Consider the following 18,521-nt stretch of genomic DNA (forward strand, 5'->3'; position numbering starts at 1 on the left):
AATTCTATGCGACTGACTGCCCTGCCCGCATTTGCGGACAACTACATCTGGACGTTGATCGACGACGATGGCGCCGCCGTGGTCATCGATCCCGGCGATGCCGCGCCGGTGCTTGCGGTGGCCGATCAGGGCCTGCGCGTGGACACGATCCTGCTCACCCATCATCACGATGACCACATCGGTGGCGTGCCCGCGCTGCAGGCGCGTTTTCCCGGCGTCCGGGTGATCGCGCCGGTCGAGGAGCGCATTCCCACTGCGACCCACCGCGTCGGCGAAGGTGAACGCGTTCAGGCACTGGGCCGGACGTTCCACGTACTATCCGTGCCCGGGCATACCCGCAGCCACATCGCGTTTCACACTGCTGAACATCTTTTCAGCGGAGATTCGTTGTTCAGCCTGGGCTGTGGACGCCTGTTCGAAGGTACGCCGTCCCAGCTGCTGGCGTCGATGCGCAAGCTGGGTGCCCTGCCCGCGCAACTGCTGCTTTGTTGCGCTCATGAGTACACCGTGTCAAATGCCGTCTTCGCGCGGCATGTCGACCCCGCCAACGCTGCCCTGTGGCAGCGCCAAGAGGAGGCTTTGGCCATGCGCCGCGATGACCGTTCCACCCTGCCGGTAACCCTGGCCAGCGAATTCGACTGCAATCCCTTCCTGCGTGTGCACGCGGCGCCGATCCGTGCGTCGGTGGCGGCGCACCTGGGCCGTGACGTCGTGGACGACGTCGACGTGATGGCCGGTCTCCGGCACTGGAAAGACGGCTTCCGCGCATGATGCGCCGAAGTCTGCCGCTGGCCCTGGGTCTTGCGCTGGGGCTGGCAGGAACCGCAGGCGCACAGTCGCTGGGCGCAGGCATCAGCCAGAACCTGACCGCTGCCGCTGCGCTGCCGCTGGATCCATCGGCGCTGCCGGCCGCTTCGGTACGCAACGGCCAGGAGATCTTCACAAGCTTCCGCGACGGCCTGGCCGAGCCCAGCTGCGATGCCGAGGCCACCAGCCCGCGCTGGCAGAAGCAGTTCGCCCATGCTCCCTCACGCCTGGCCAACCAGGACGACGATGCGCTGGTGCTGTTCGGCTACGTGGTCGAAGAGCTGCGCAAGGCCAACCTGCCCACCGAATTCGCACTGATTCCGTTCGTGGAAAGTGGCTATCGGCCCAATGCACGCAATGGCAGCGGTCCGACGGGCCTGTGGCAGTTCATCGCCACCACCGCGCGCAACCATCGGGTGCCCATGTCCAACGGCTACGACGGCCGCCTGTCGGCGGTCGATTCCACCCAGGCCGCGGTACGTTACCTGAAGACCCTGCACGGCATGTTCGGCGGCGACTGGCGCCTGGCCACCATGGCCTACAACGCCGGCGAGTACCGGGTCCTGCAGTCCATGCGCAAGGCCGGCATGAACGCGCAGAACGCCAAGCCATCGGCGCTGCCCGGCCTGTCACCGGTCACCCATGCCTATGTCGAGAAGCTGCATGCCCTGGCCTGCGTGCTGGAGGACGTGGAAGACCAGCCCGGCGTGATGGCCTCGCTGGACCGCACCGTGCCGGTGCTGAAGGACCACACCCTGCCGGCCGGCACCAGCATCCAGCAGTGGGCCGCACAACGCGCCCTGGACCCTGCCAGGATCGCCCGCCTCAACCCGGCCCTGGCCGCGGGCAACCGTGCCTCGGGAACCACCCGGGTGCTGGCCCCGGTCTCGGCCACCAATGCGACGGTGACGGAAACCGCGACCACGCTGGTGGCCAGCACCGCACCGGCTGCCACGACCACACCGACGCCGCAGGCGGCCAAGACCGTCGCCACGATTGCCGATCGCCCGCGCAGCCGCCGCCACACCGTGCGCGATGGCGAGTCGGCATGGACCATCGCCCGTCGCTATGGCATGCCGGTGAAGGCGCTGCTGTCACTGAACGGCCTGAGTGGCAGCAGCGTGCTGAAGCCGGGCGCGGTGCTGCGCGTCGAGGACTGACGCGCCAGCCAGGCCCTCCTGTAGAGCCGAGCCCATGCTCGGCTTCTTCATGCCTGCGCGCAGCAGATGCAGTCGAACACGGCTCGACTCTACAAAAGGCGGTCGAGCAAGCTCGACCACTGCCAGAGCGCAAGCGCGACACAAACGACGCGAAGCAAAAAAAGGCCCGGCAATGCCGGGCCTTCTTCGATCTGCTCGCCGCGAGGCTTACAGGTTCGCTTCGGTGGTCTGGATCATGAACTTCTTGCGCATCGCATCCACGTAGGCCTTGGCTGCGGCCATGCCATCGATCTGGCTCAGCTGCTCCTTGAGCTGCTTCTGCTGCTCGGCGGTCACTTCCTTGATGTCGCCCGGGTTGACCTTGTTCACTGCAAACAGCAGCGCGTGACCGTTGACGTCGACCTTGCCGTAGCTCGGCTTGCCTTCGGCCGGCACAGGCGCGCTGAAGATGGCGCGGTTGATTTCCGGGGTCGGCACCGGCTGGCTGCGCGGCAGGCCCGGCATCGGGCTCAGCTGCAGCTTCTCGCTTGCGGCCAGCGACTGCAGGGTGGCGCCCGCCTTCAGCTTGGCCAGCACGGCGTCGGCGGCCTTGTCGCTGGCCTGGCGCTGGCGGTCAGCGCGGATCGCGGCGATCACCTGCTCGCGGGCCTTGTCCAGAGGCAGGGCCTGTTCCGGGGTATGGGCGGCCACTCGGATGACCACACTGTGGTTGGTCGTGCCGCCCAGCGCAATCGGGTCGCTGGCAGTGCCGTCCTGCACCAGCACTTCAGAGAAGGCGGCACGCAGCACGGCCGGGTCAGCGGCGATGCCACTGGCGGTTGCGCGGGTGACCGGCCCCAGGGTCTGCAGCGGCAGGTTGACTTCCTTGGCCGCAGCGGCCAGATCGCTCGGGCTCTTGTTGATGGCATCCACCAGACGACCGGCCAGCTCGTTGAAGCCGCGTTCGCCGTCGGCCTTCAGCTGCTCGGCGGCCAGCGTGTCACGTACTTCCTCAAACGACTTGCCTTCCCCGCCACGCACCGCGGCGACCTTGATGATGTGGTAGCCGAAGTCGGTCTTGACCGGGCCGATCACGTCACCGGCCTTGGCAGCGAACAGTGCGTCTTCGAACGGCTTGACCATCGCACCGCGCTCGACCCAGCCCAGGTCACCGCCCTGGTCCTTGGAGCCCGGATCTTCCGAATTGGCCTTGGCCAGCGCAGCGAAGTCGGCACCGGCCGCCTTGGCTTCGGCAGCGATCTTGTTCGCCTTGGCTTCGGCGCCGTCACCGGTGATCAGGATGTGCGAGGCCTGGCGCTGCTCCGGCGAGGTGAACTTCGCCTTTTCTTCTTCATAGCGCTTGCGCAGGGTCGCTTCATCGGCCGGAGTCGGTGCCGGCAGGTTCGCACCGTTGATCTCGACGTATTCCAGCGAGACGCTCTCGGCCTGGCGGAAATCCTTGCCGTGGCTGTCGTACCACTGCTTGATCTGCGCCTCAGTCACCGGCGCGGTGTCAGCCGGTACTTCCGGCAACGCGGCCAGTTCGACGTCGCGGGTTTCACCCAGCAGCTTCAGCAGGCGCTCGGTTTCGGCCTGGGTGACAAAGCCCGAATTCTGCAGGCCCGACGGGATCACCGACTGCTGCAGGCTCTCGCGCACCAGTTCCTGGAATTGGGTCGGGGTACGCGGCGGATTGCCACCGGCCAGGGCCAGGCGATAGTTGTTTTCGTTGAACTTGCCGTTCGAATCGAGGAAGGCCGGGATGGTGGCGATGTACTCGCGCACCGCACCATCGCCAATGACAACGCCGGCTTGTTCACCGACCAGGCGCACGACCTGCTCATCGATCAGCTGGTCGAGCACGGCCAGCTTGTTTTCGGTGCTCTCGAAAGCGCGCGGGTCGAAGTTCTCGCCCTGCTGCTGGCGCTCACGCATGCGCTCCTGCTCGAAACGGGTGCGGAAATCCTGCGCGCTGATCTCATGGTGCTGCCACAGCATGCGCACCGGCCACCACGACGGTGCCGAACGCCACCAGGTCGGCGGGGCGGAAACCTTGGCCACGTTCTGAGCGCCAACGCCACCGAGGTAGCTGTTGTCGATCACGAACAGGAACGGAATCATCAGCAGCCCCAGGATCACGGTGACGATCCAGCCTGAGGTCTTGTCGCGGAGTTTCTGCAGCATGGTGAGGAATCACAAGGCCTGATTGGCGAGCCCGGCAGTGTAACCCGCTTCGCCGCAGGGACCAAAAGCAGCGGCGGCGCGGCCTGCGCATCACTTTGCGACGGCCTAAAGAAAAAGCCCCCGGCTTGCGCCGAGGGCTTTTAGAGTTGGCGGAGCGGACGGGACTCGAACCCGCGACCTCCGGCGTGACAGGCCAGCATTCTAACCAGCTGAACTACCGCTCCGCATTGTTGCTTTTTGTTTTCCCATCGGCCTGGACCTGGGAGAAAACAAAGCCTCCAGCTTTTGGCCGGAGGCCTCGTTGAATGGCGGAGCGGACGGGACTCGAACCCGCGACCTCCGGCGTGACAGGCCAGCATTCTAACCAGCTGAACTACCGCTCCACACTCAAACGTTACCGCGGTGCTGTGGTGGGTGCTGAGGGTTTCGAACCCCCGACCCTCTCCGTGTAAAGGAGACGCTCTACCGCTGAGCTAAGCACCCCAGCGAGCCGCTTAGTTTACAGCATCCTTCAGAGCCTTGCCAGCCTTGAACGACGGATTCTTCGAAGCAGCGATCTTGATGGTGTCGCCGGTCTTCGGGTTGCGGCCGGTGCGGGCAGCACGGTCGCGGACCTGGAAGGTACCGAAGCCAACCAGGGTGACCGCATCGCCGTCCTTCAGCGCCTTGGTGATGGCAGCAACGACGGCATCGACAGCGCGGCTGGACTCGGCCTTGGTCAGGTCCGCAGCTTCAGCAACGGCATCGATCAATTCGGTCTTGTTCATTCTCTACAACTCCTTTGGCGGTGGGTTCCGCTTATTCGACAGGGAAGCAACCGCACGCCTTCTGCATGCGGCCGCCATGTGGAAACGGTTCGCCGATTCAGTCATCGCTGACAGCGATCACTCATTCGCGAGTGCTGCTTTTATACCAGTGGCCCTACCCCCACGCAAGCTGGAAAGCCAGCAACGACGCGGGTTTCGGGCCATTGGACGGTGCGCGTCAATGCTTGACGCGCGCACTTCCACTCGGTTTGGCCTTGCTGCGCACCGTGACACGCTGCGCACTCTTGCGTGCCTTCTTCGGTGCCAACGGGCGCTCCAACGCCAGGTCCAGCACTTCCTCGATGTACTTCACCGGCACGATCTGCAGATCGCGGGTAACGTTTGCCGGAATGTCTGCAAGGTCCTTGCGGTTCTCTTCCGGAATGATGACCGTGCGGATGCCGCCCCGCAATGCGGCCAGCAGCTTTTCCTTCAAGCCGCCGATGGCGGTGACACGGCCACGCAGGGTGATCTCACCGGTCATCGCCACGTCGGCACGCACCGGCACCTTGGTCAGCATCGATACCAGCGAGGTGACCATCGCCGCGCCGGCACTCGGGCCGTCCTTCGGCGTAGCGCCATCGGGCACGTGCAGGTGCACGTCGTGCTTCTGCAGGAAGTCGCTGTCGATGCCGAAGCCGACGGCGCGCGAACGCACCACCGACAGCGCCGCTGAAGCCGATTCCTTCATCACGTTGCCGAGCTGGCCGGTCAGGATCAGCTGGCCCTTGCCCGGCACCAGTGTCGATTCGATCTGCAGCAGATCGCCACCGACCTCGGTCCAGGCCAGGCCGGTGACCAAGCCGATCTCGTTCTCTTCCTCGGCACGGCCGAAGTCGAAGCGACGCACGCCCAGGTACTTGTCCAGGTTCTTGCTGGACACATTGACCAGCGCCTTGGGCTTCTTCGCGCCCTTCTTCGCCTTCACCGGCTGCGGGCCGGCCAGCGCGATCTCCTTCACCACCTTGCGGCAGATCTTGGCGATCTCGCGTTCCAGGTTGCGCACGCCCGATTCGCGCGTGTAGTAGCGCACGATGTCCTGGATGGCGTCACTGCCGATCTCCAGTTCTTCCGGCTGCAGGCCGTTGGCCTTGACCTGCTTGGGCACCAGGTAGCGGGTGGCGATGTTGAGCTTCTCGTCCTCGGTGTAGCCGGGGATGCGGATCACTTCCATGCGGTCCAGCAGCGGGCCGGGAATGTTGAGCGAGTTCGAGGTGGCCACGAACATCACTTCGGACAGGTCCAGGTCGACTTCCAGGTAGTGGTCGTTGAACGCGTTGTTCTGCTCCGGGTCGAGCACTTCCAGCAGCGCCGACGACGGATCGCCACGGAAGTCCATCGACATCTTGTCGATCTCGTCCAGCACGAACAGCGGGTTCTTGCTGCCAACCTTGTTGAGGTTCTGCACGATTCGGCCCGGCATCGAACCGACGTAGGTACGGCGGTGGCCACGGATCTCGGCCTCGTCACGCACGCCGCCCAGCGACATGCGCACGAACTTGCGGTTGGTGGCCTTGGCGATGGACTGGCCCAGCGAGGTCTTGCCCACGCCCGGCGGCCCGACCAGGCACAGGATGGGGCCCTTCATCTGCTTCACGCGCGACTGCACCGCCAGGTATTCAAGGATGCGCTCCTTGACCTTCTCCAGGCCGTAGTGATCGGCATCGAGGGTGTCCTGCGCCACCTTCAGGTCCTTGCGCACCTTGCTGCGCTTCTTCCACGGCACGCCCAGCAGCCACTCCAGGTAGTTGCGCACGACGGCGGCTTCAGCCGACATCGGCGACATCTGCTTGAGCTTGTTCAGTTCATTGCGCGCCTTGGCTTCAACCGCCTTCGGCATGCCGGCCTCGGCAATCTTGCGGGCCAGTTCTTCCAGCTCGCCCGGCGCGTCGTCCAGGTCACCCAGTTCCTTCTGGATGGCCTTCATCTGTTCGTTGAGGTAGTACTCGCGCTGGCTCTTCTCCATCTGCGACTTCACGCGGCCGCGGATGCGCTTCTCCATCTGCTGCACGTCGATCTCGCCGTCGACCAGGCCGACCAGCATCTCCAGGCGGTCACCGACGGCCAGCGTTTCCAGCAGGCGCTGCTTGTCGGCCAGGCGCACGCTGATGTGCGCGGCGATGGTGTCGGCCAGGCGTGCCGGCTCATCGATGCCCGACAGCGTCTGCAGCAGTTCCGGCGGCAGCTTGCGGTTGGTCTTCACGTACTGCTCGAACAGCGACATCAACGAGCGGGCGATGGCCTCGACCTCGCGCGCCTCGCGCTCGTCGGTGGCATCGATTTCCACTGCCTGCCCGTGCAGCGAGCCGTTGCGCTCGTCAACATGGGTGACCTGCACGCGCGACAGGCCTTCGACCAGCACCTTGATGGTGCCGTCGGGCAGCTTCAGCAGCTGCAGCACCTGCGCCAGCGTGCCGACCTGGTAGAGGTCGGCCGCATGCGGGTCGTCGGTCTCGGCCGACTTCTGCGCCAGCAGCAGGATGCGCTTGTCTGCCTCCATTGCCTGTTCGAGCGCGTGCATGGACTTGTCACGGCCGACGAACAGCGGGATGACCATGTGCGGGAACACCACTACGTCGCGCAGCGGCAGGACCGGCAGGTCGAGGGTTTCACTTGGGGAACGGGCCATGGGGGCTCCAGGGAAGGGGGAAAACCGCCTCCGGGAGGGCATCTTCCGGAGACAAAAAAAGCCGATGGCCCCGTTATGGGGCCATCGGCTTTCAGATGCAAGGCATTCCTTGAAAATCCTTTCCAATCAACAACCTGGAAGGATCACTCGGCGCCTGCGGCCTTCTGTTCAGGGGCCGCCGGGGTCTGGTAGATCAGGTACGGCTCGGACTTGTGCTCGATCACCGATTCGTCCACCACCACCTTGCTGACGTTCTCCTGCGACGGCAGGTCATACATGGTGTCCAGCAGCACCGATTCGACGATCGTGCGCAGGCCGCGGGCGCCGGTCTTGCGCTTGAGCGCCTTCCTGGCGATGGCCGACAGCGCGTCCGGACGGAACTCCAGCTCCACGTTTTCCATCTCGAACAGCTTCTTGAACTGCTTGGTGATGGCGTTCTTCGGCTCGGTGAGGATCTTGATCAGGGCCGGCTCATCCAGCTCTTCCAGGGTCGCGACCACCGGCAGGCGGCCGACGAACTCGGGGATCAGGCCGAACTTGATCAGGTCTTCCGGCTCGACCTCAGCCAGCACCTTGCCCACTTCCTGCTTGCGCTCGCTGCTCTTCACCTTGGCACCGAAGCCGATGCTGCCGATGTCGGTGGAACGGGCCTGGATGACCTTGTCCAGCCCGGCGAACGCACCGCCGCAGATGAACAGGATGTTCTTGGTGTCCACCTGCAGGAATTCCTGCTGCGGATGCTTGCGGCCGCCCTGCGGCGGGACGCTGGCCACGGTGCCTTCGATCAGCTTCAGCAGGGCCTGCTGCACGCCTTCGCCGGATACATCGCGGGTGATCGACGGGTTCTCGCTCTTGCGCGAGATCTTGTCGATTTCATCGATGTAGACGATGCCCTGCTGCGCCTTCTCGACATCGTAGTCGCACTTCTGCAGCAGCTTCTGGATGATGTTCTCCACGTCCTCGCCCACGTAACCGGCTTCGGTCAGCGTGGTGGCGTCGGCCATGGTGAACGGCACGTTGAGCAGGCGGGCCAGGGTTTCGGCCAGCAGCGTCTTGCCCGAACCGGTCGGGCCGACCAGCAGGATGTTCGACTTCGCCAGTTCGACGTCGTCGTTCTTCTGCCGGCTCTCGATGCGCTTGTAGTGGTTGTAGACGGCCACGGCCAGGGTGCGCTTGGCGCGGTTCTGGCCGATCACGTACTGGTCGAGGACCTCGAGGATCTCGCGCGGCTTGGGCAGCGAACTGCGTGCCGACTGCGCCTTCTCCTCAAGCTCCTCACGGATGATGTCGTTGCACAGCTCCACGCACTCATCGCAGATGAATACGCTCGGACCCGCAATCAGCTTGCGCACTTCATGCTGGCTCTTGCCGCAGAAAGAGCAGTAGAGGATCTTGCCGGTGTCCGTGGAACGACCTTGGCGGTCTTCGCTCATGCTTCGCTTACCCAGTTACCCCACCCGCTGAACGGGGGTTCGATTCGAGAATAGCACAGGGCCGAGGGGACACCAGTCCCGCCCGACCCTGCAGGAACGGGGCCTCCATGGCCCCGTGAAGGCCGGTCAACCGGCCTGGATCGACTCATCCGGACGACGCTCCAGGACCTGGTCGACCAGACCGTAGGCCTGCGCCTCGAAGGCGCTCTTGAAGTTGTCGCGCTCGGTGTCGCGGGCGATCGTCTCCAGCGACTGGCCGGTGTGCTTGGCCAGGATCTCGTTCAGGCGCGAACGCAGGGTCAGGATCTCTCGCGCATGGATGTCGATGTCGGTGGCCTGCCCCTGGTAGCCACCCAGCGGCTGGTGAATCATCACGCGCGAGTTCGGCAGCGCGTAGCGCTTGCCGGCTTCGCCCGCGGCCAGCAGCAGGGCGCCCATGGAGGCGGCCTGGCCGATGCAGGTGGTGCTCACATTCGGCTTGATGTACTGCATGGTGTCGTAGATCGCCATGCCGGCGGTGACCACGCCACCCGGCGAGTTGATGTAGATGTTGATGTCCTTTTCCGGGTTTTCCGATTCCAGGAACAGCAACTGCGCCACCACCACGTTGGCCATGTGATCGTCGATCGGGCCCACGAGGAAGATCAGACGCTCCTTCAACAGGCGCGAATAGATGTCGTAGGCACGCTCGCCGCGGCTGGTCTGCTCGACCACCATCGGAACCAGGTTCAGGGCTTTGGTTCGGTTGTCCATTACGTGAGGTACCTATCTTGGGGGGCAACAACCCCGCGCCGGCAAAGGCGCGGGGCATCCGGTGATCCGCGGACTTACTGGCGGATCGCGTCCTGGAACGAGAGCTTCTCTTCGGTGTGCTGGGCACGCTCGGCGATCCAGTCGATCACCTGCTCTTCCATCACACGGTTCTGCAGGCCAGACATCAGCTGGGGGTCGTTGCGGTACATCTCAATGACCTGCTCCGGCTCTTCGTAGGTCGAAGCGATCAGACGCATCGTTTCGTTCAGGCGCTTGGCTTCCAGGCGCAGGTCGTTGATGCGGGCCACTTCACCGACCAGCAGGCCGACCAGCACGCGCTTGGCGGCAGCGTCCTTGTAGCCTTCGTGGGCATCGGCCGGGATCTCGCCGACGTTCTGGCCGTTGCGGCGCAGCTGCTCGACCTGCTGGGCCAGCATGGCGCGGGCTTCGTTCTCGACCAGGCGCGGCGGCATTTCGACCGACGAGTAGGCCGCGATCAGCTGCTCGCCGACTTCACGGCGCAGGCGGTTCATCAGCGCGCCCTTCAGCTCACGCTCCAGGTTGGCGCGGATGTCGCTGCGGAACTGCGCGACGTCGCCACCCTTCACGCCGAAGCTCTTGATGAAGGCTTCGTCGACCGCCGGCACGACCGGCTCGGACACTTCGGCAACCTTGACGGTGACCTGCACGGTCTTGCCGGCCAGCACCGGCACGCGCCAATCAGCCGGGAACTCGACGTCCAGGGTCTTCTCTTCGCCCTTGGCCAGGCCGACCAGGCCCTTTTCGATGGTGTCGAACATCATGCCCTGGCCGAGAACGATCGAGCCCTTCTCGGTACCCTCGGCCGGCAGGCGCTCTTCGCCGGCCTGCGACCAGGTTTCCACCGCGACCAGGTCGCCTTCCTGTGCACCACGGCTGACCGGGGCCCAGGTACGACGCTGGTTCTGCAGGTTCTCGATCATCTGGTCGATGTCGGCTTCGGTGATCTCGGCGGTGTGACGCACGACGGTAAGCTTGCTGACGTCGATGTCGCCGAAGTCCGGCACCACTTCCACGGTCGCCACGAAGGAGAATTCACCTTCGTCGCCCTTGTCGATGCGCGGGCTGCCGACGACGCGCAGGTCGTGCTCGCGCACGGCCGCGTCGAAGGTTTCGCGCAGCAGGCCGTCCAGCGCCTCGCCACGGACCTGCGCGCCGAAGCGCTGCTCGATCACCTTGGCCGGCACCTTGCCCGGACGGAACCCCTTGATGCGGGTGGTACGGGCGATTTCGCCCAAGCGGCCGGCGATGTGGCTCTGCAGACGCTCTTCCGGCAGCGAGAAGCTCAGGCGGCGTTCCAGGTTGCCGGTGGATTCGATCGAAGCTTGCATGTTGACTCCTGCCACCGGTGGCCCACGCCCCCGGCTCGATGATTGGGATGAAACGGTTGTAAGGACGCGACGTCTGGGACGCGCCTGCTTGCCGCAGCCCTTTAGTTTCGCCCAATTTGGCCTGCACTGCCAGCGCGTGCCGGTCAAGGGGCGCAGATGGCCCGATCAGGGCGGGGACAGGCCGGCACTGGTGCGAAAGGGGGGACTCGAACCCCCACGCCTTGCGGCACTGGAACCTAAATCCAGGGCGTCTACCAATTCCGCCACTTTCGCGTGGCCGGCTCAGGCGTTCATTGTCGCAGGCGATGGCAGGAATCGGAAGGCCTGCACTAAACTGAACATGGCGATCGCGCGGCGCGCGCGTTGGACCACCCCGGGGAGCGCAAGCTGATCCGGGGTGGCAGGGTTCACTGCTGCGGCCTGGCCTTGGCCGGCGCCGTATCGGACCCCGACTCGGCCGGAGGATCCACCTTGCGGATCTCCACGCCCCCGCCTTCGATGCGCCGCAGTGCCGCCGACTCCGGCGTGGCCTTGCGCACGTCCACCGAACCATCCGCATTGCGCTGCACGTCCACCGCGTCGGGCAGGGCCTCCCCTTCCGCGGGCTGAGCCGGCTGCATCTGCATGGCCTCACCCACCGGGCGCGCCGGAGCGCTCTCGGTGCCAGCATCGCGTTCGACGGTCTGCGCGGGATCGTTGGCCGGCGTGCAGGCCGCCAGTGCCAGCAACGCGAAGGGAACCCACAGCGTGCGGTGCAATCGATTGATATCAGCCATCAACATCTTCCTTCGTGCATGCGCCACTGGCGCGGAAGATCCATTGGGTGCGATACAGGACGCGACGCGGTGAGAAGCAGCGCACAGCATTGAAAACACTGATGACGCGTATGCCCCTGATTTCAGCATCGCTTCAGTAGATCCACGCCATTCATGGATGACGTGCGACCGGGCGTGCAGGCATCCGCACGCTCAACCCGGCGCGCAGACAAGAAAAAAGCCACTTGGCGAACCAAGTGGCTTTCGTCTGGTGGGCTGTCAAGGATTCGAACCTTGGACCTATTGATTAAGAGTCAACTGCTCTACCAACTGAGCTAACAGCCCGAAATCGGGGCGCGAATTATGACCCGATCCGCTCGGTGGGTGCAAGCACTTTTTTCAACGCCGTTGAAACCAGCACTGCGATCCCGCTGCCGTTGCAGATCCGCGCCGAGCGGGGCCTGCAACGCGTGATCCATCCAAATGAAGGAGTCACACTTATAAGAAAAAAGCCACCTGGCGTGCCAGGCGGCTTCTGTCTTGGTGGGCCGTCAAGGATTCGAACCTTGGACCTATTGATTAAGAGTCAACTGCTCTACCAACTGAGCTAACGGCCCGTGAAACTCAGACGCACATTGTAGCGTGCATTCTTCTTATTGCAATACCGTTTCGGCTGCGCCGGCACGGTTGAAACAGTGGGGTGGCTGAGGGGATTCGAACCCCCGACCACCGGAATCACAATCCGGTACTCTAACCAACTGAGCTACAGCCACCACTGAAACGCTTGTTCCTGCCGATGCGGCTGGCGACGGAACCTGAAACCTTTGCCTGGAGACTGTCACCGAAGTTCCGGTCCGCCGAAGCGAGTCCGATATTCTGGTGGAGTCTTTACGCTTTTGCAAGCACTTCTTCACATCGGCCGATGCGATCCCGTTACTCGCCGATGGCGCGCCCGACAGGAATCGAACCTGTAACCGCCGGCTTAGAAGGCCGGTGCTCTATCCAGTTGAGCTACGGGCGCCCGAACCGGAACGGTGTCCAATCCGACGTGACGTGGGATTGGTCGGGGTAGAGGGATTCGAACCCCCGACATCCTGCTCCCAAAGCAGGCGCGCTACCAGACTGCGCTATACCCCGGTCTTGCAATCCCCTCGGGCCAGGCCCGGGGAGTCGTTCATTGTGGCCAAGCACATCGTGAGCTGTCAACGCAGGCGAGACCAGCCATGAAACCGCCACGGCGCCATGCGTGGTCATCGGCTATGCTCGCAGGCATCGGCCGGACGGCCGTCCCGACCTTTCATTCGCACGGAGAACACGCATGCGCAGCGGCAATCCGGCTCTTTCCGAGTCGACCTTCCTCGACCTCGCCAGCGGCTCGGTGGTGACCAGCCCCGACCAGGCAATGACCCTCAACGGCACCGTCAACAAGACCGGCTTCCTGTTGCTGTTGACCGTGCTGACGGCCGCTTTCGCCTGGAACCAGACCATCGATGACTACGGCCAGGTCATGGCCGGAGCCAAGCTGTATGCCATGGGCGGCGCCATCGGCGGCCTCGTGCTGGCGCTGATCACTGTCTTCAAGAAGGAATGGTCGCCGGTCACCGCGCCGATGTACGCGCTGGTGGAAGGCCTGTTCCTCGGCGCCATCTCGGCCGTGTTCAACGCCAAGTTCCCCGGCATCGTGTTCCAGGCCGTGCTGCTGACCTTCGGCACCCTGTTCGCGCTGCTGTTCGCGTACCGCAGCGGCCTGATCAAGGCCACCGAGAACTTCAAGCTGGGCGTGATCGCGGCCACTGGCGGCATCGCCCTGCTCTACCTGGCCTCGTTCGTGCTGGGCTTCTTCAACATCAACGTGCCGGTGATCCATGACTCCGGCTGGCTGGGCATCGCCTTCAGCCTGTTCGTGGTGGTCGTGGCCGCGCTGAATCTGGTGCTGGACTTCGACTTCATCGAGACCGGTGTCGCCCAGCGCGCGCCGAAGTACATGGAGTGGTATGGCGCATTCGGCCTGATGGTGACCCTGGTCTGGCTATATGTGGAGTTCCTGCGCCTGCTGTCGAAGATCCAGCAGCGCTGAACCGGATAGAGCCATAAACGACAAAGGGCGCCTTCTGGGCGCCCTTTTCTCTTTGTTACGCATCGCTGCATTTCCCGGCTAGCCAGTCGCGCCCACCTGTGCAGCGTAGTGCGCCGCAAGGTGCTCGACCAGCGCGCGCACTTTCGGCGCCAGCGCCCGCGCATGCGGATACAGCGCGAAGTAGCGCCGCTGCCCGGCGTGCCAGGCGGGCAGCACACGGATCAAACGACCGGCGCGCAGGTCTTCCTGCACGGTCAGTGCGGTGAACAGGCTGATGCCCATGCCCGCCAGCGCGGCGGCATACAGCGCCGGCGTTGCATCCACCCGCAGGCGTTGCCCGGCCTCGATGCTCGCGCAGGCGCCGCGCGGCCCCTGCAGCTGCCAGGGCGACATCGCCGCTGCAGGACTGAACCCCAGCAGCGCGTGCTGCGCAAGGTCCGACGGCTGACGCGGCAGGCCATGACGCGCCAGGTAGGCCGGTGCGGCGACCAGGATGCGCGGGCAGCTGGCCAGCTCGCGCGCGACCAGCTGGCTGTCCGGTAGCGAGGCTGCAATACGCAACGCCAGGTCGAAGCCACCACCGACGACATCGACGAGCTGATCATCGGCCGACAGATCCAGCGCGACCTGCGGGTAGCGCTGCAGGAAGAACGGCAACCAATGCGGCAGCTCCTGGCTGGCCACCACCTGCGGCACGCTGATCCGCACCCTGCCACGGGGTTGCGCCTGCCCGGCGCGGGCACGATCGTCCGCCTCCTGCAGGCGGTCCAGCAGCGTTGCCGCCTCGCGATAGTAGTCGCGCCCGGCCTCGGTCAATGACAGCCGGCGGCTGTTGCGATCGAGCAAGCGAACCTGCAGATGTTCTTCCAGCTGGCGCAACTGCCGTGACATCGCCGAGTGGGTGGTTCCCAGGCGTTCAGCGGCCGCGGTGAAACTGCCCGCGTCAACGATGGCGCGCAGCGCACGCAGGGCGGCGAAGTGATCCATCGGCTAGTGGCTCCACGTTGCGGTGCCCACGGCATGCGGGCCCCGCCAGCTTATCAAGCGCCGTCGCCAGCCTTGCGCACCGGCAACGCCAGGATCGCGTCGGTACTCATGACATCCCCGAACGCGTCTTCGATCTGCGCCAGCGAGGCGTCATGCAGCGCGCGATGGCCGATGCGCTGGCCACCGGCCAGGTCCAGGTCGCGGCTGGCGCTGGCGTCGGACGAGACGATCACCCGGTAGCCACGTGGTGCGGCCGCTGCGTCGCGCGCAGCACCGGCGACGCAGGCATGGGTCTGCAGGCCGGTGACGATCAGGGTGTCGATACCGGCATGCTTCAGCACCGTGTCGAGCACCGCGGCCGAGCTGCCAGCGAACACGCTGACGCTGTCCTTCTGCACCACGGTCTCGCCCTTGCGCGGCTGCAGGTCGCGATGGAAGTCGGCATTGACGCTGCCCAGCGCGAACAGCGGTGCGCCGGCCGGCAACACATGCTGCACGTGGATCACGCGGATGCCGTGGGCATCGGCGAACGCGACCACCCGCTTGGCCTGGCGCAGTGCGGCCACGCCATCGGGAATGACCATGCGGCCACCGGCGAAGCCCGGCGCGGCGCTGGCGTCGAAGTACTCGTTCTGGAAGTCGATCACCAACACCGCAGTCTTCGCCGCATCCAGCGAGGCCGCGACCGGCGCGCCCGCCATATGGCGGATGGTGGGATGGGCCGGCTCGGCGGCGACGACCGGAGTGGTGGCGGCCATGCCGATCAGGCTGGCCAGGCCGAAGGCGGTGAGATTCATGGAGCGACTCCTGTGCAGTGGAAAGTGGGCACAGGATGCGGAGCGAATGGCGCACCAACCAGCCACGTATCGGTACATGATCTGTGCGATTTTTGCACAGACGGCTCATGTAGTGTCGAGCTCTACCAGGCCAGCTTGACCCCATTGAGTCGCACGATCATCGCGTGGTCACGACCCAGCACCACTTCGGCGGTATTGCTGCCCATACGCACGGCATGTGCAAGGCCTGCCGGATACTTCACTGGGACGCCGGCCAGCGTCTGCACATGCTGGGCCGGAGAGATCCTGCTCCTGATCACGAATGCCGCACAGTTGCCTTCGAGCAGATACACAGGCAATCCTGCCGGAAATTCGACCAACCGCAGGATGCGCGCCTCGCTCTCCCGCAGGCTGCGGAGGGGCACCCCATGCCTGCTCAAGCGGCGCAGCGCACGCTGGGCACGGGACCACGGCCAGTAGAAGGTGGCGTAGATCGCCACGCCGATGGCATAGACGGCAACGGCCGCCACGACCCACACGGCCGCCTCAGGCATCTGGAAACATCCTGTTGGTCAAATCCCGCGATTGAAAACGTAGACGGGCCGTACAAGGACGGCCCGTCTTCAACGCTCCGCGGCCCCGACTGGACGTCGCCCGAGGGCGATCTCCAGCCGGAATGCCAGCCGCTTACAGGCGGCTGGCGATGGCCCGGGCAAAGCTCATGGTGGTACCGGTACCGCCCAGGTCGCCGGTCAGCGAATCCTTGGCTTCCATGGTCGCCACGATGGCCTTGCGCAGGCGTTCGGCGTTTTCCGGCTGGCCAATGTGGTCCAGCATCTGCGCGGCTGCCAGCAGCAGCGCGCACGGATTGGCCTTGCCCTGGCCGGCGATGTCCGGCGCGGTGCCGTGCACGGCTTCGAAGATCGCCGCGTCCTTGCCGATGTTGGCACCCGGGGCCAGGCCCAGGCCGCCGACCAGGCCGGCGCACAGGTCGGAGATGATGTCGCCGAACAGGTTGGTGGTGACGATCACGTCGAACTGTTCCGGACGCATCACCAGCTGCATGCAGCAGTTGTCGACGATCATTTCCTGGAATTCGATGTCCGGGTACTGCGCGGCCACTTCACGGGCGACGTTCAGGAACAGGCCCGAGGTCGACTTGATGATGTTGGCCTTGTGCACGGCGGTGACCTTCTTGCGGCCGGTGCTCTTGGCCAGCTCGAAGGCGTAGCGCACGATGCGCTCGGAGCCCTTGCGGGTGATGCGGGTGCCGGAGAACGCGGTCTCGCCGTCGGCAGACACTTCCTGGCCTTCGGCCAGGTAGGCACCTTCGGTGTTCTCACGAACGGTGATCAGGTCGACGTTGTCGAAACGCGACTTGGTGTTCGGGAAGGTGTGGGCCGGACGCACGTTGGCGTACAGATCGAAATGGCGGCGCAGGCTGACGTTGATCGAGGTGAAGCCACCACCGACCGGGGTGGTCAGCGGGCTCTTCAGCGCGACCTTGTTGCGCGCGATCGATTCCAGGGTCACCGCCGGCATCAGGTCGCCGTGCTTTTCCAGGGCCACCAGGCCGGCGTCAGCGTCTTCGTACTCCAGGCCAGTCTTGAGCTGGTCGAGCACGAACAGGGTGGCGTCCATGATTTCCGGGCCAATGCCGTCGCCGCGGATGACCGTAATTTTCTGCGTCATTGATCGATGTTCCGAACAGGGGGAAAAACGCCGTCCGGACGTGCCCGGAAACGCCGGCGCAAAGGAAGTTTCACCGGCAATTATGCCTGAGCCGGGGCCGAGGTCCCAAATAGACCATGGTCCCAGTCCCCGGCTCAGGCAGAATTGCCCGCGCATCCCGCCTTAACCCTGCGCCTGTCGGCGCGCCCCCTTGAACAACAAGGGGGCTCCTGGACTGTTGGATTGCGGGGAAGGCCCCCTTGCAGGTCCGGTAGTGCCGGCCGCTGGCCGGCAGCCCCGGCCATGCCGGGTTCAGGCGATGCCGGCCCGCGGCCAGCACACCCCTCAGTGCTCGTGCGCGGCTGGCGCGGCGGCGCCGCCTTCGAGCTGGTCGAGGAAGTCGACCGCGCGGCGCAGGTGCGGGATAACGATGGAACCGCCGACCACCAGGCCGACCGAGAAGGTCTCGAAGAACTCTTCGCGGGTCGCCCCGGCGTCCTTGCACTGGGCCACGTGGTAGCTGATGCAGTCGTCGCAGCGCAGCACCATCGAGGCCACCAGGCCCAGTAGTTCCTTGGTCTTCACGTCCAGCGCGCCGGCCTGGTAGGTCTGCGTGTCCAGTGCGAAGAAGCGCCGCACCACCTGGTTCGGTTCGCCCAGGATGCGTTCGTTCATGCGCTTGCGGAAGTCGGTGAATTCGGCGATGCGGTCCTTGCTGCCGTCGTCGGCCGCGCTCATGCCTGGCCCTGCCCGGCCAGCAGCGGCTCGAGCTTGCCTTCACGGTGCAGGGCCATCATGTCGTCGTAGCCGCCGACATGGACGTCGCCGACGAAGATCTGCGGCACGCTGGTACGGCGGGTCTTGGCCACCATCTTCTCCCGCTCGGCCGGGTCCAGGTCGATGCGGACCTCGGTCCACTGCTGGCCCTTGCTCTTCAGGAAGTTCTTGGCGGCCACGCAGTACGGGCAGACGGCGGTGGAATAGATGGTGATGGCGGGGGCACCGCCGGCGGTCTGGGCTGTCACGGGAAACTCCACGATGGATCGACGGTCTACATATGGTACCGGTGCGCTGGAATTTCCACGCCACGGCCGCAACACTGTGGATTAACGAATGGTTGCCCCCTGCCCTGCC

General features: G+C 64.9%; 16 protein-coding genes and 9 tRNA genes. 3 read left to right on the plus strand and 22 right to left on the minus strand.

What is annotated here, in order from left to right:
- Window positions 1-6: 6 nt before the first annotated feature.
- Entirely contained in the window at window positions 7-771 is a 765-nt protein-coding gene (gloB, locus tag BN1263_RS06760) for a hydroxyacylglutathione hydrolase (protein WP_021204521.1), read from the plus strand.
- Window positions 768-1,967, plus strand: a complete 1,200-nt coding sequence (locus tag BN1263_RS06765; RefSeq protein WP_058980316.1) for a lytic transglycosylase domain-containing protein — start codon at window positions 768-770, stop codon at window positions 1,965-1,967. Before gloB ends, BN1263_RS06765 begins: the two co-directional genes overlap by 4 nt.
- A 207-nt stretch (window positions 1,968-2,174) precedes the next feature.
- Here BN1263_RS06765 and BN1263_RS06770 read toward each other — a convergent pair whose 3' ends face one another.
- The 16 genes from BN1263_RS06770 to BN1263_RS06845 all read right to left on the minus strand — a co-directional run bounded on the left by BN1263_RS06770 (window position 2,175) and on the right by BN1263_RS06845 (window position 13,013).
- Window positions 2,175-4,130 (minus strand): peptidyl-prolyl cis-trans isomerase, encoded by a 1,956-nt coding sequence (locus tag BN1263_RS06770; RefSeq protein WP_058980317.1) that lies wholly within the window; start codon window positions 4,128-4,130, stop codon window positions 2,175-2,177.
- 147 nt (window positions 4,131-4,277) lie between these two features.
- Window positions 4,278-4,354: transfer RNA gene (locus BN1263_RS06775), tRNA-Asp, on the minus strand.
- An 82-nt stretch (window positions 4,355-4,436) separates the two neighbouring features.
- Window positions 4,437-4,513: transfer RNA gene (locus BN1263_RS06780), tRNA-Asp, on the minus strand.
- A 25-nt stretch (window positions 4,514-4,538) separates the two neighbouring features.
- Window positions 4,539-4,613: transfer RNA gene (locus BN1263_RS06785), tRNA-Val, on the minus strand.
- Window positions 4,614-4,624: 11 nt separating this feature from the next.
- Complete coding sequence (gene hbs, locus BN1263_RS06790) at window positions 4,625-4,897, minus strand: non-specific DNA-binding protein Hbs (RefSeq protein ID WP_005408270.1); 273 nt, start codon at window positions 4,895-4,897, stop codon at window positions 4,625-4,627.
- A 217-nt stretch (window positions 4,898-5,114) separates the two neighbouring features.
- Entirely contained in the window at window positions 5,115-7,565 is a 2,451-nt protein-coding gene (gene lon / locus BN1263_RS06795; RefSeq protein ID WP_058980318.1) for an endopeptidase La, read from the minus strand.
- Window positions 7,566-7,708: 143 nt separating this feature from the next.
- The gene (gene clpX / locus BN1263_RS06800; RefSeq protein WP_049466059.1) at window positions 7,709-8,998 is read right to left on the minus strand and encodes an ATP-dependent Clp protease ATP-binding subunit ClpX; all 1,290 of its coding nucleotides are present in this window, start codon (window positions 8,996-8,998) and stop codon (window positions 7,709-7,711) included.
- 126 nt (window positions 8,999-9,124) lie between these two features.
- Window positions 9,125-9,751 carry an ATP-dependent Clp endopeptidase proteolytic subunit ClpP gene (gene clpP / locus BN1263_RS06805; RefSeq protein WP_019659528.1) on the minus strand — a complete coding sequence of 209 codons (627 nt, stop codon included), beginning with the start codon at window positions 9,749-9,751 and terminating at the stop codon, window positions 9,125-9,127.
- A gap of 74 nt (window positions 9,752-9,825) precedes the next feature.
- A complete protein-coding gene (gene tig / locus BN1263_RS06810; protein ID WP_058980319.1) occupies window positions 9,826-11,121 on the minus strand; it encodes a trigger factor in 1,296 nt (431 codons plus the stop codon).
- A 188-nt stretch (window positions 11,122-11,309) separates the two neighbouring features.
- Window positions 11,310-11,394 (minus strand) — tRNA-Leu (locus tag BN1263_RS06815).
- Window positions 11,395-11,528: 134 nt separating this feature from the next.
- Window positions 11,529-11,897 carry a hypothetical protein gene (locus BN1263_RS06820; protein ID WP_058980320.1) on the minus strand — a complete coding sequence of 123 codons (369 nt, stop codon included), beginning with the start codon at window positions 11,895-11,897 and terminating at the stop codon, window positions 11,529-11,531.
- A 248-nt stretch (window positions 11,898-12,145) separates the two neighbouring features.
- Window positions 12,146-12,221, minus strand: a tRNA-Lys gene (locus BN1263_RS06825).
- 196 nt (window positions 12,222-12,417) lie between these two features.
- Window positions 12,418-12,493, minus strand: a tRNA-Lys gene (locus BN1263_RS06830).
- Between the two features lie 79 nt (window positions 12,494-12,572).
- Window positions 12,573-12,649, minus strand: a tRNA-His gene (locus BN1263_RS06835).
- A 171-nt stretch (window positions 12,650-12,820) separates the two neighbouring features.
- Window positions 12,821-12,897, minus strand: a tRNA-Arg gene (locus BN1263_RS06840).
- A 39-nt stretch (window positions 12,898-12,936) separates the two neighbouring features.
- Window positions 12,937-13,013: transfer RNA gene (locus BN1263_RS06845), tRNA-Pro, on the minus strand.
- A gap of 181 nt (window positions 13,014-13,194) precedes the next feature.
- Here BN1263_RS06845 and BN1263_RS06850 point away from each other — a divergent pair.
- Window positions 13,195-13,953, plus strand: a complete 759-nt coding sequence (locus BN1263_RS06850) for a Bax inhibitor-1/YccA family protein (protein ID WP_021202979.1) — start codon at window positions 13,195-13,197, stop codon at window positions 13,951-13,953.
- Window positions 13,954-14,031: 78 nt separating this feature from the next.
- Here the strand turns inward: BN1263_RS06850 and BN1263_RS06855 are convergent, their stop codons facing one another.
- The 6 genes from BN1263_RS06855 to grxC all read right to left on the minus strand — a co-directional run bounded on the left by BN1263_RS06855 (window position 14,032) and on the right by grxC (window position 18,412).
- A complete protein-coding gene (locus tag BN1263_RS06855) occupies window positions 14,032-14,940 on the minus strand; it encodes a LysR family transcriptional regulator (RefSeq protein ID WP_058980321.1) in 909 nt (302 codons plus the stop codon).
- Between the two features lie 53 nt (window positions 14,941-14,993).
- A complete protein-coding gene (locus tag BN1263_RS06860) occupies window positions 14,994-15,737 on the minus strand; it encodes a cysteine hydrolase family protein (RefSeq protein ID WP_058980322.1) in 744 nt (247 codons plus the stop codon).
- Between the two features lie 122 nt (window positions 15,738-15,859).
- Window positions 15,860-16,270, minus strand: coding sequence for a hypothetical protein (locus tag BN1263_RS06865; protein WP_058980323.1), 411 nt, complete (start codon window positions 16,268-16,270; stop codon window positions 15,860-15,862).
- Between the two features lie 133 nt (window positions 16,271-16,403).
- A complete protein-coding gene (locus BN1263_RS06870) occupies window positions 16,404-17,408 on the minus strand; it encodes an isocitrate dehydrogenase (RefSeq protein WP_058980324.1) in 1,005 nt (334 codons plus the stop codon).
- A 324-nt stretch (window positions 17,409-17,732) separates the two neighbouring features.
- Window positions 17,733-18,125 carry a carboxymuconolactone decarboxylase family protein gene (locus tag BN1263_RS06875; RefSeq protein WP_058980325.1) on the minus strand — a complete coding sequence of 131 codons (393 nt, stop codon included), beginning with the start codon at window positions 18,123-18,125 and terminating at the stop codon, window positions 17,733-17,735.
- Complete coding sequence (gene grxC, locus BN1263_RS06880) at window positions 18,122-18,412, minus strand: glutaredoxin 3 (protein WP_019659535.1); 291 nt, start codon at window positions 18,410-18,412, stop codon at window positions 18,122-18,124. The genes BN1263_RS06875 and grxC overlap by 4 nt, the downstream gene beginning before the upstream one ends.
- Between the last annotated feature and the right edge of the window lie 109 nt (window positions 18,413-18,521).

This window comes from Stenotrophomonas thermophila (genome assembly GCF_001499715.1).
Taxonomy (GTDB): domain Bacteria; phylum Pseudomonadota; class Gammaproteobacteria; order Xanthomonadales; family Xanthomonadaceae; genus Stenotrophomonas; species Stenotrophomonas hibiscicola.

What these genes read in the sequence shown, in the direction of transcription:
- gloB (WP_021204521.1), top strand. Translation starts at nt 7, where the DNA reads ATGCGACTGACTGCCCTGCCCGCATTTGCGGACAACTACATCTGGACG.
- BN1263_RS06765 (WP_058980316.1), top strand. Translation starts at nt 768, where the DNA reads ATGATGCGCCGAAGTCTGCCGCTGGCCCTGGGTCTTGCGCTGGGGCTG.
- BN1263_RS06770 (WP_058980317.1), bottom strand. Translation starts at nt 4,130, where the DNA reads ATGCTGCAGAAACTCCGCGACAAGACCTCAGGCTGGATCGTCACCGTG.
- hbs (WP_005408270.1), bottom strand. Translation starts at nt 4,897, where the DNA reads ATGAACAAGACCGAATTGATCGATGCCGTTGCTGAAGCTGCGGACCTG.
- lon (WP_058980318.1), bottom strand. Translation starts at nt 7,565, where the DNA reads ATGGCCCGTTCCCCAAGTGAAACCCTCGACCTGCCGGTCCTGCCGCTG.
- clpX (WP_049466059.1), bottom strand. Translation starts at nt 8,998, where the DNA reads ATGAGCGAAGACCGCCAAGGTCGTTCCACGGACACCGGCAAGATCCTC.
- clpP (WP_019659528.1), bottom strand. Translation starts at nt 9,751, where the DNA reads ATGGACAACCGAACCAAAGCCCTGAACCTGGTTCCGATGGTGGTCGAG.
- tig (WP_058980319.1), bottom strand. Translation starts at nt 11,121, where the DNA reads ATGCAAGCTTCGATCGAATCCACCGGCAACCTGGAACGCCGCCTGAGC.
- BN1263_RS06820 (WP_058980320.1), bottom strand. Translation starts at nt 11,897, where the DNA reads ATGGCTGATATCAATCGATTGCACCGCACGCTGTGGGTTCCCTTCGCG.
- BN1263_RS06850 (WP_021202979.1), top strand. Translation starts at nt 13,195, where the DNA reads ATGCGCAGCGGCAATCCGGCTCTTTCCGAGTCGACCTTCCTCGACCTC.
- BN1263_RS06855 (WP_058980321.1), bottom strand. Translation starts at nt 14,940, where the DNA reads ATGGATCACTTCGCCGCCCTGCGTGCGCTGCGCGCCATCGTTGACGCG.
- BN1263_RS06860 (WP_058980322.1), bottom strand. Translation starts at nt 15,737, where the DNA reads ATGAATCTCACCGCCTTCGGCCTGGCCAGCCTGATCGGCATGGCCGCC.
- BN1263_RS06865 (WP_058980323.1), bottom strand. Translation starts at nt 16,270, where the DNA reads ATGCCTGAGGCGGCCGTGTGGGTCGTGGCGGCCGTTGCCGTCTATGCC.
- BN1263_RS06870 (WP_058980324.1), bottom strand. Translation starts at nt 17,408, where the DNA reads ATGACGCAGAAAATTACGGTCATCCGCGGCGACGGCATTGGCCCGGAA.
- BN1263_RS06875 (WP_058980325.1), bottom strand. Translation starts at nt 18,125, where the DNA reads ATGAGCGCGGCCGACGACGGCAGCAAGGACCGCATCGCCGAATTCACC.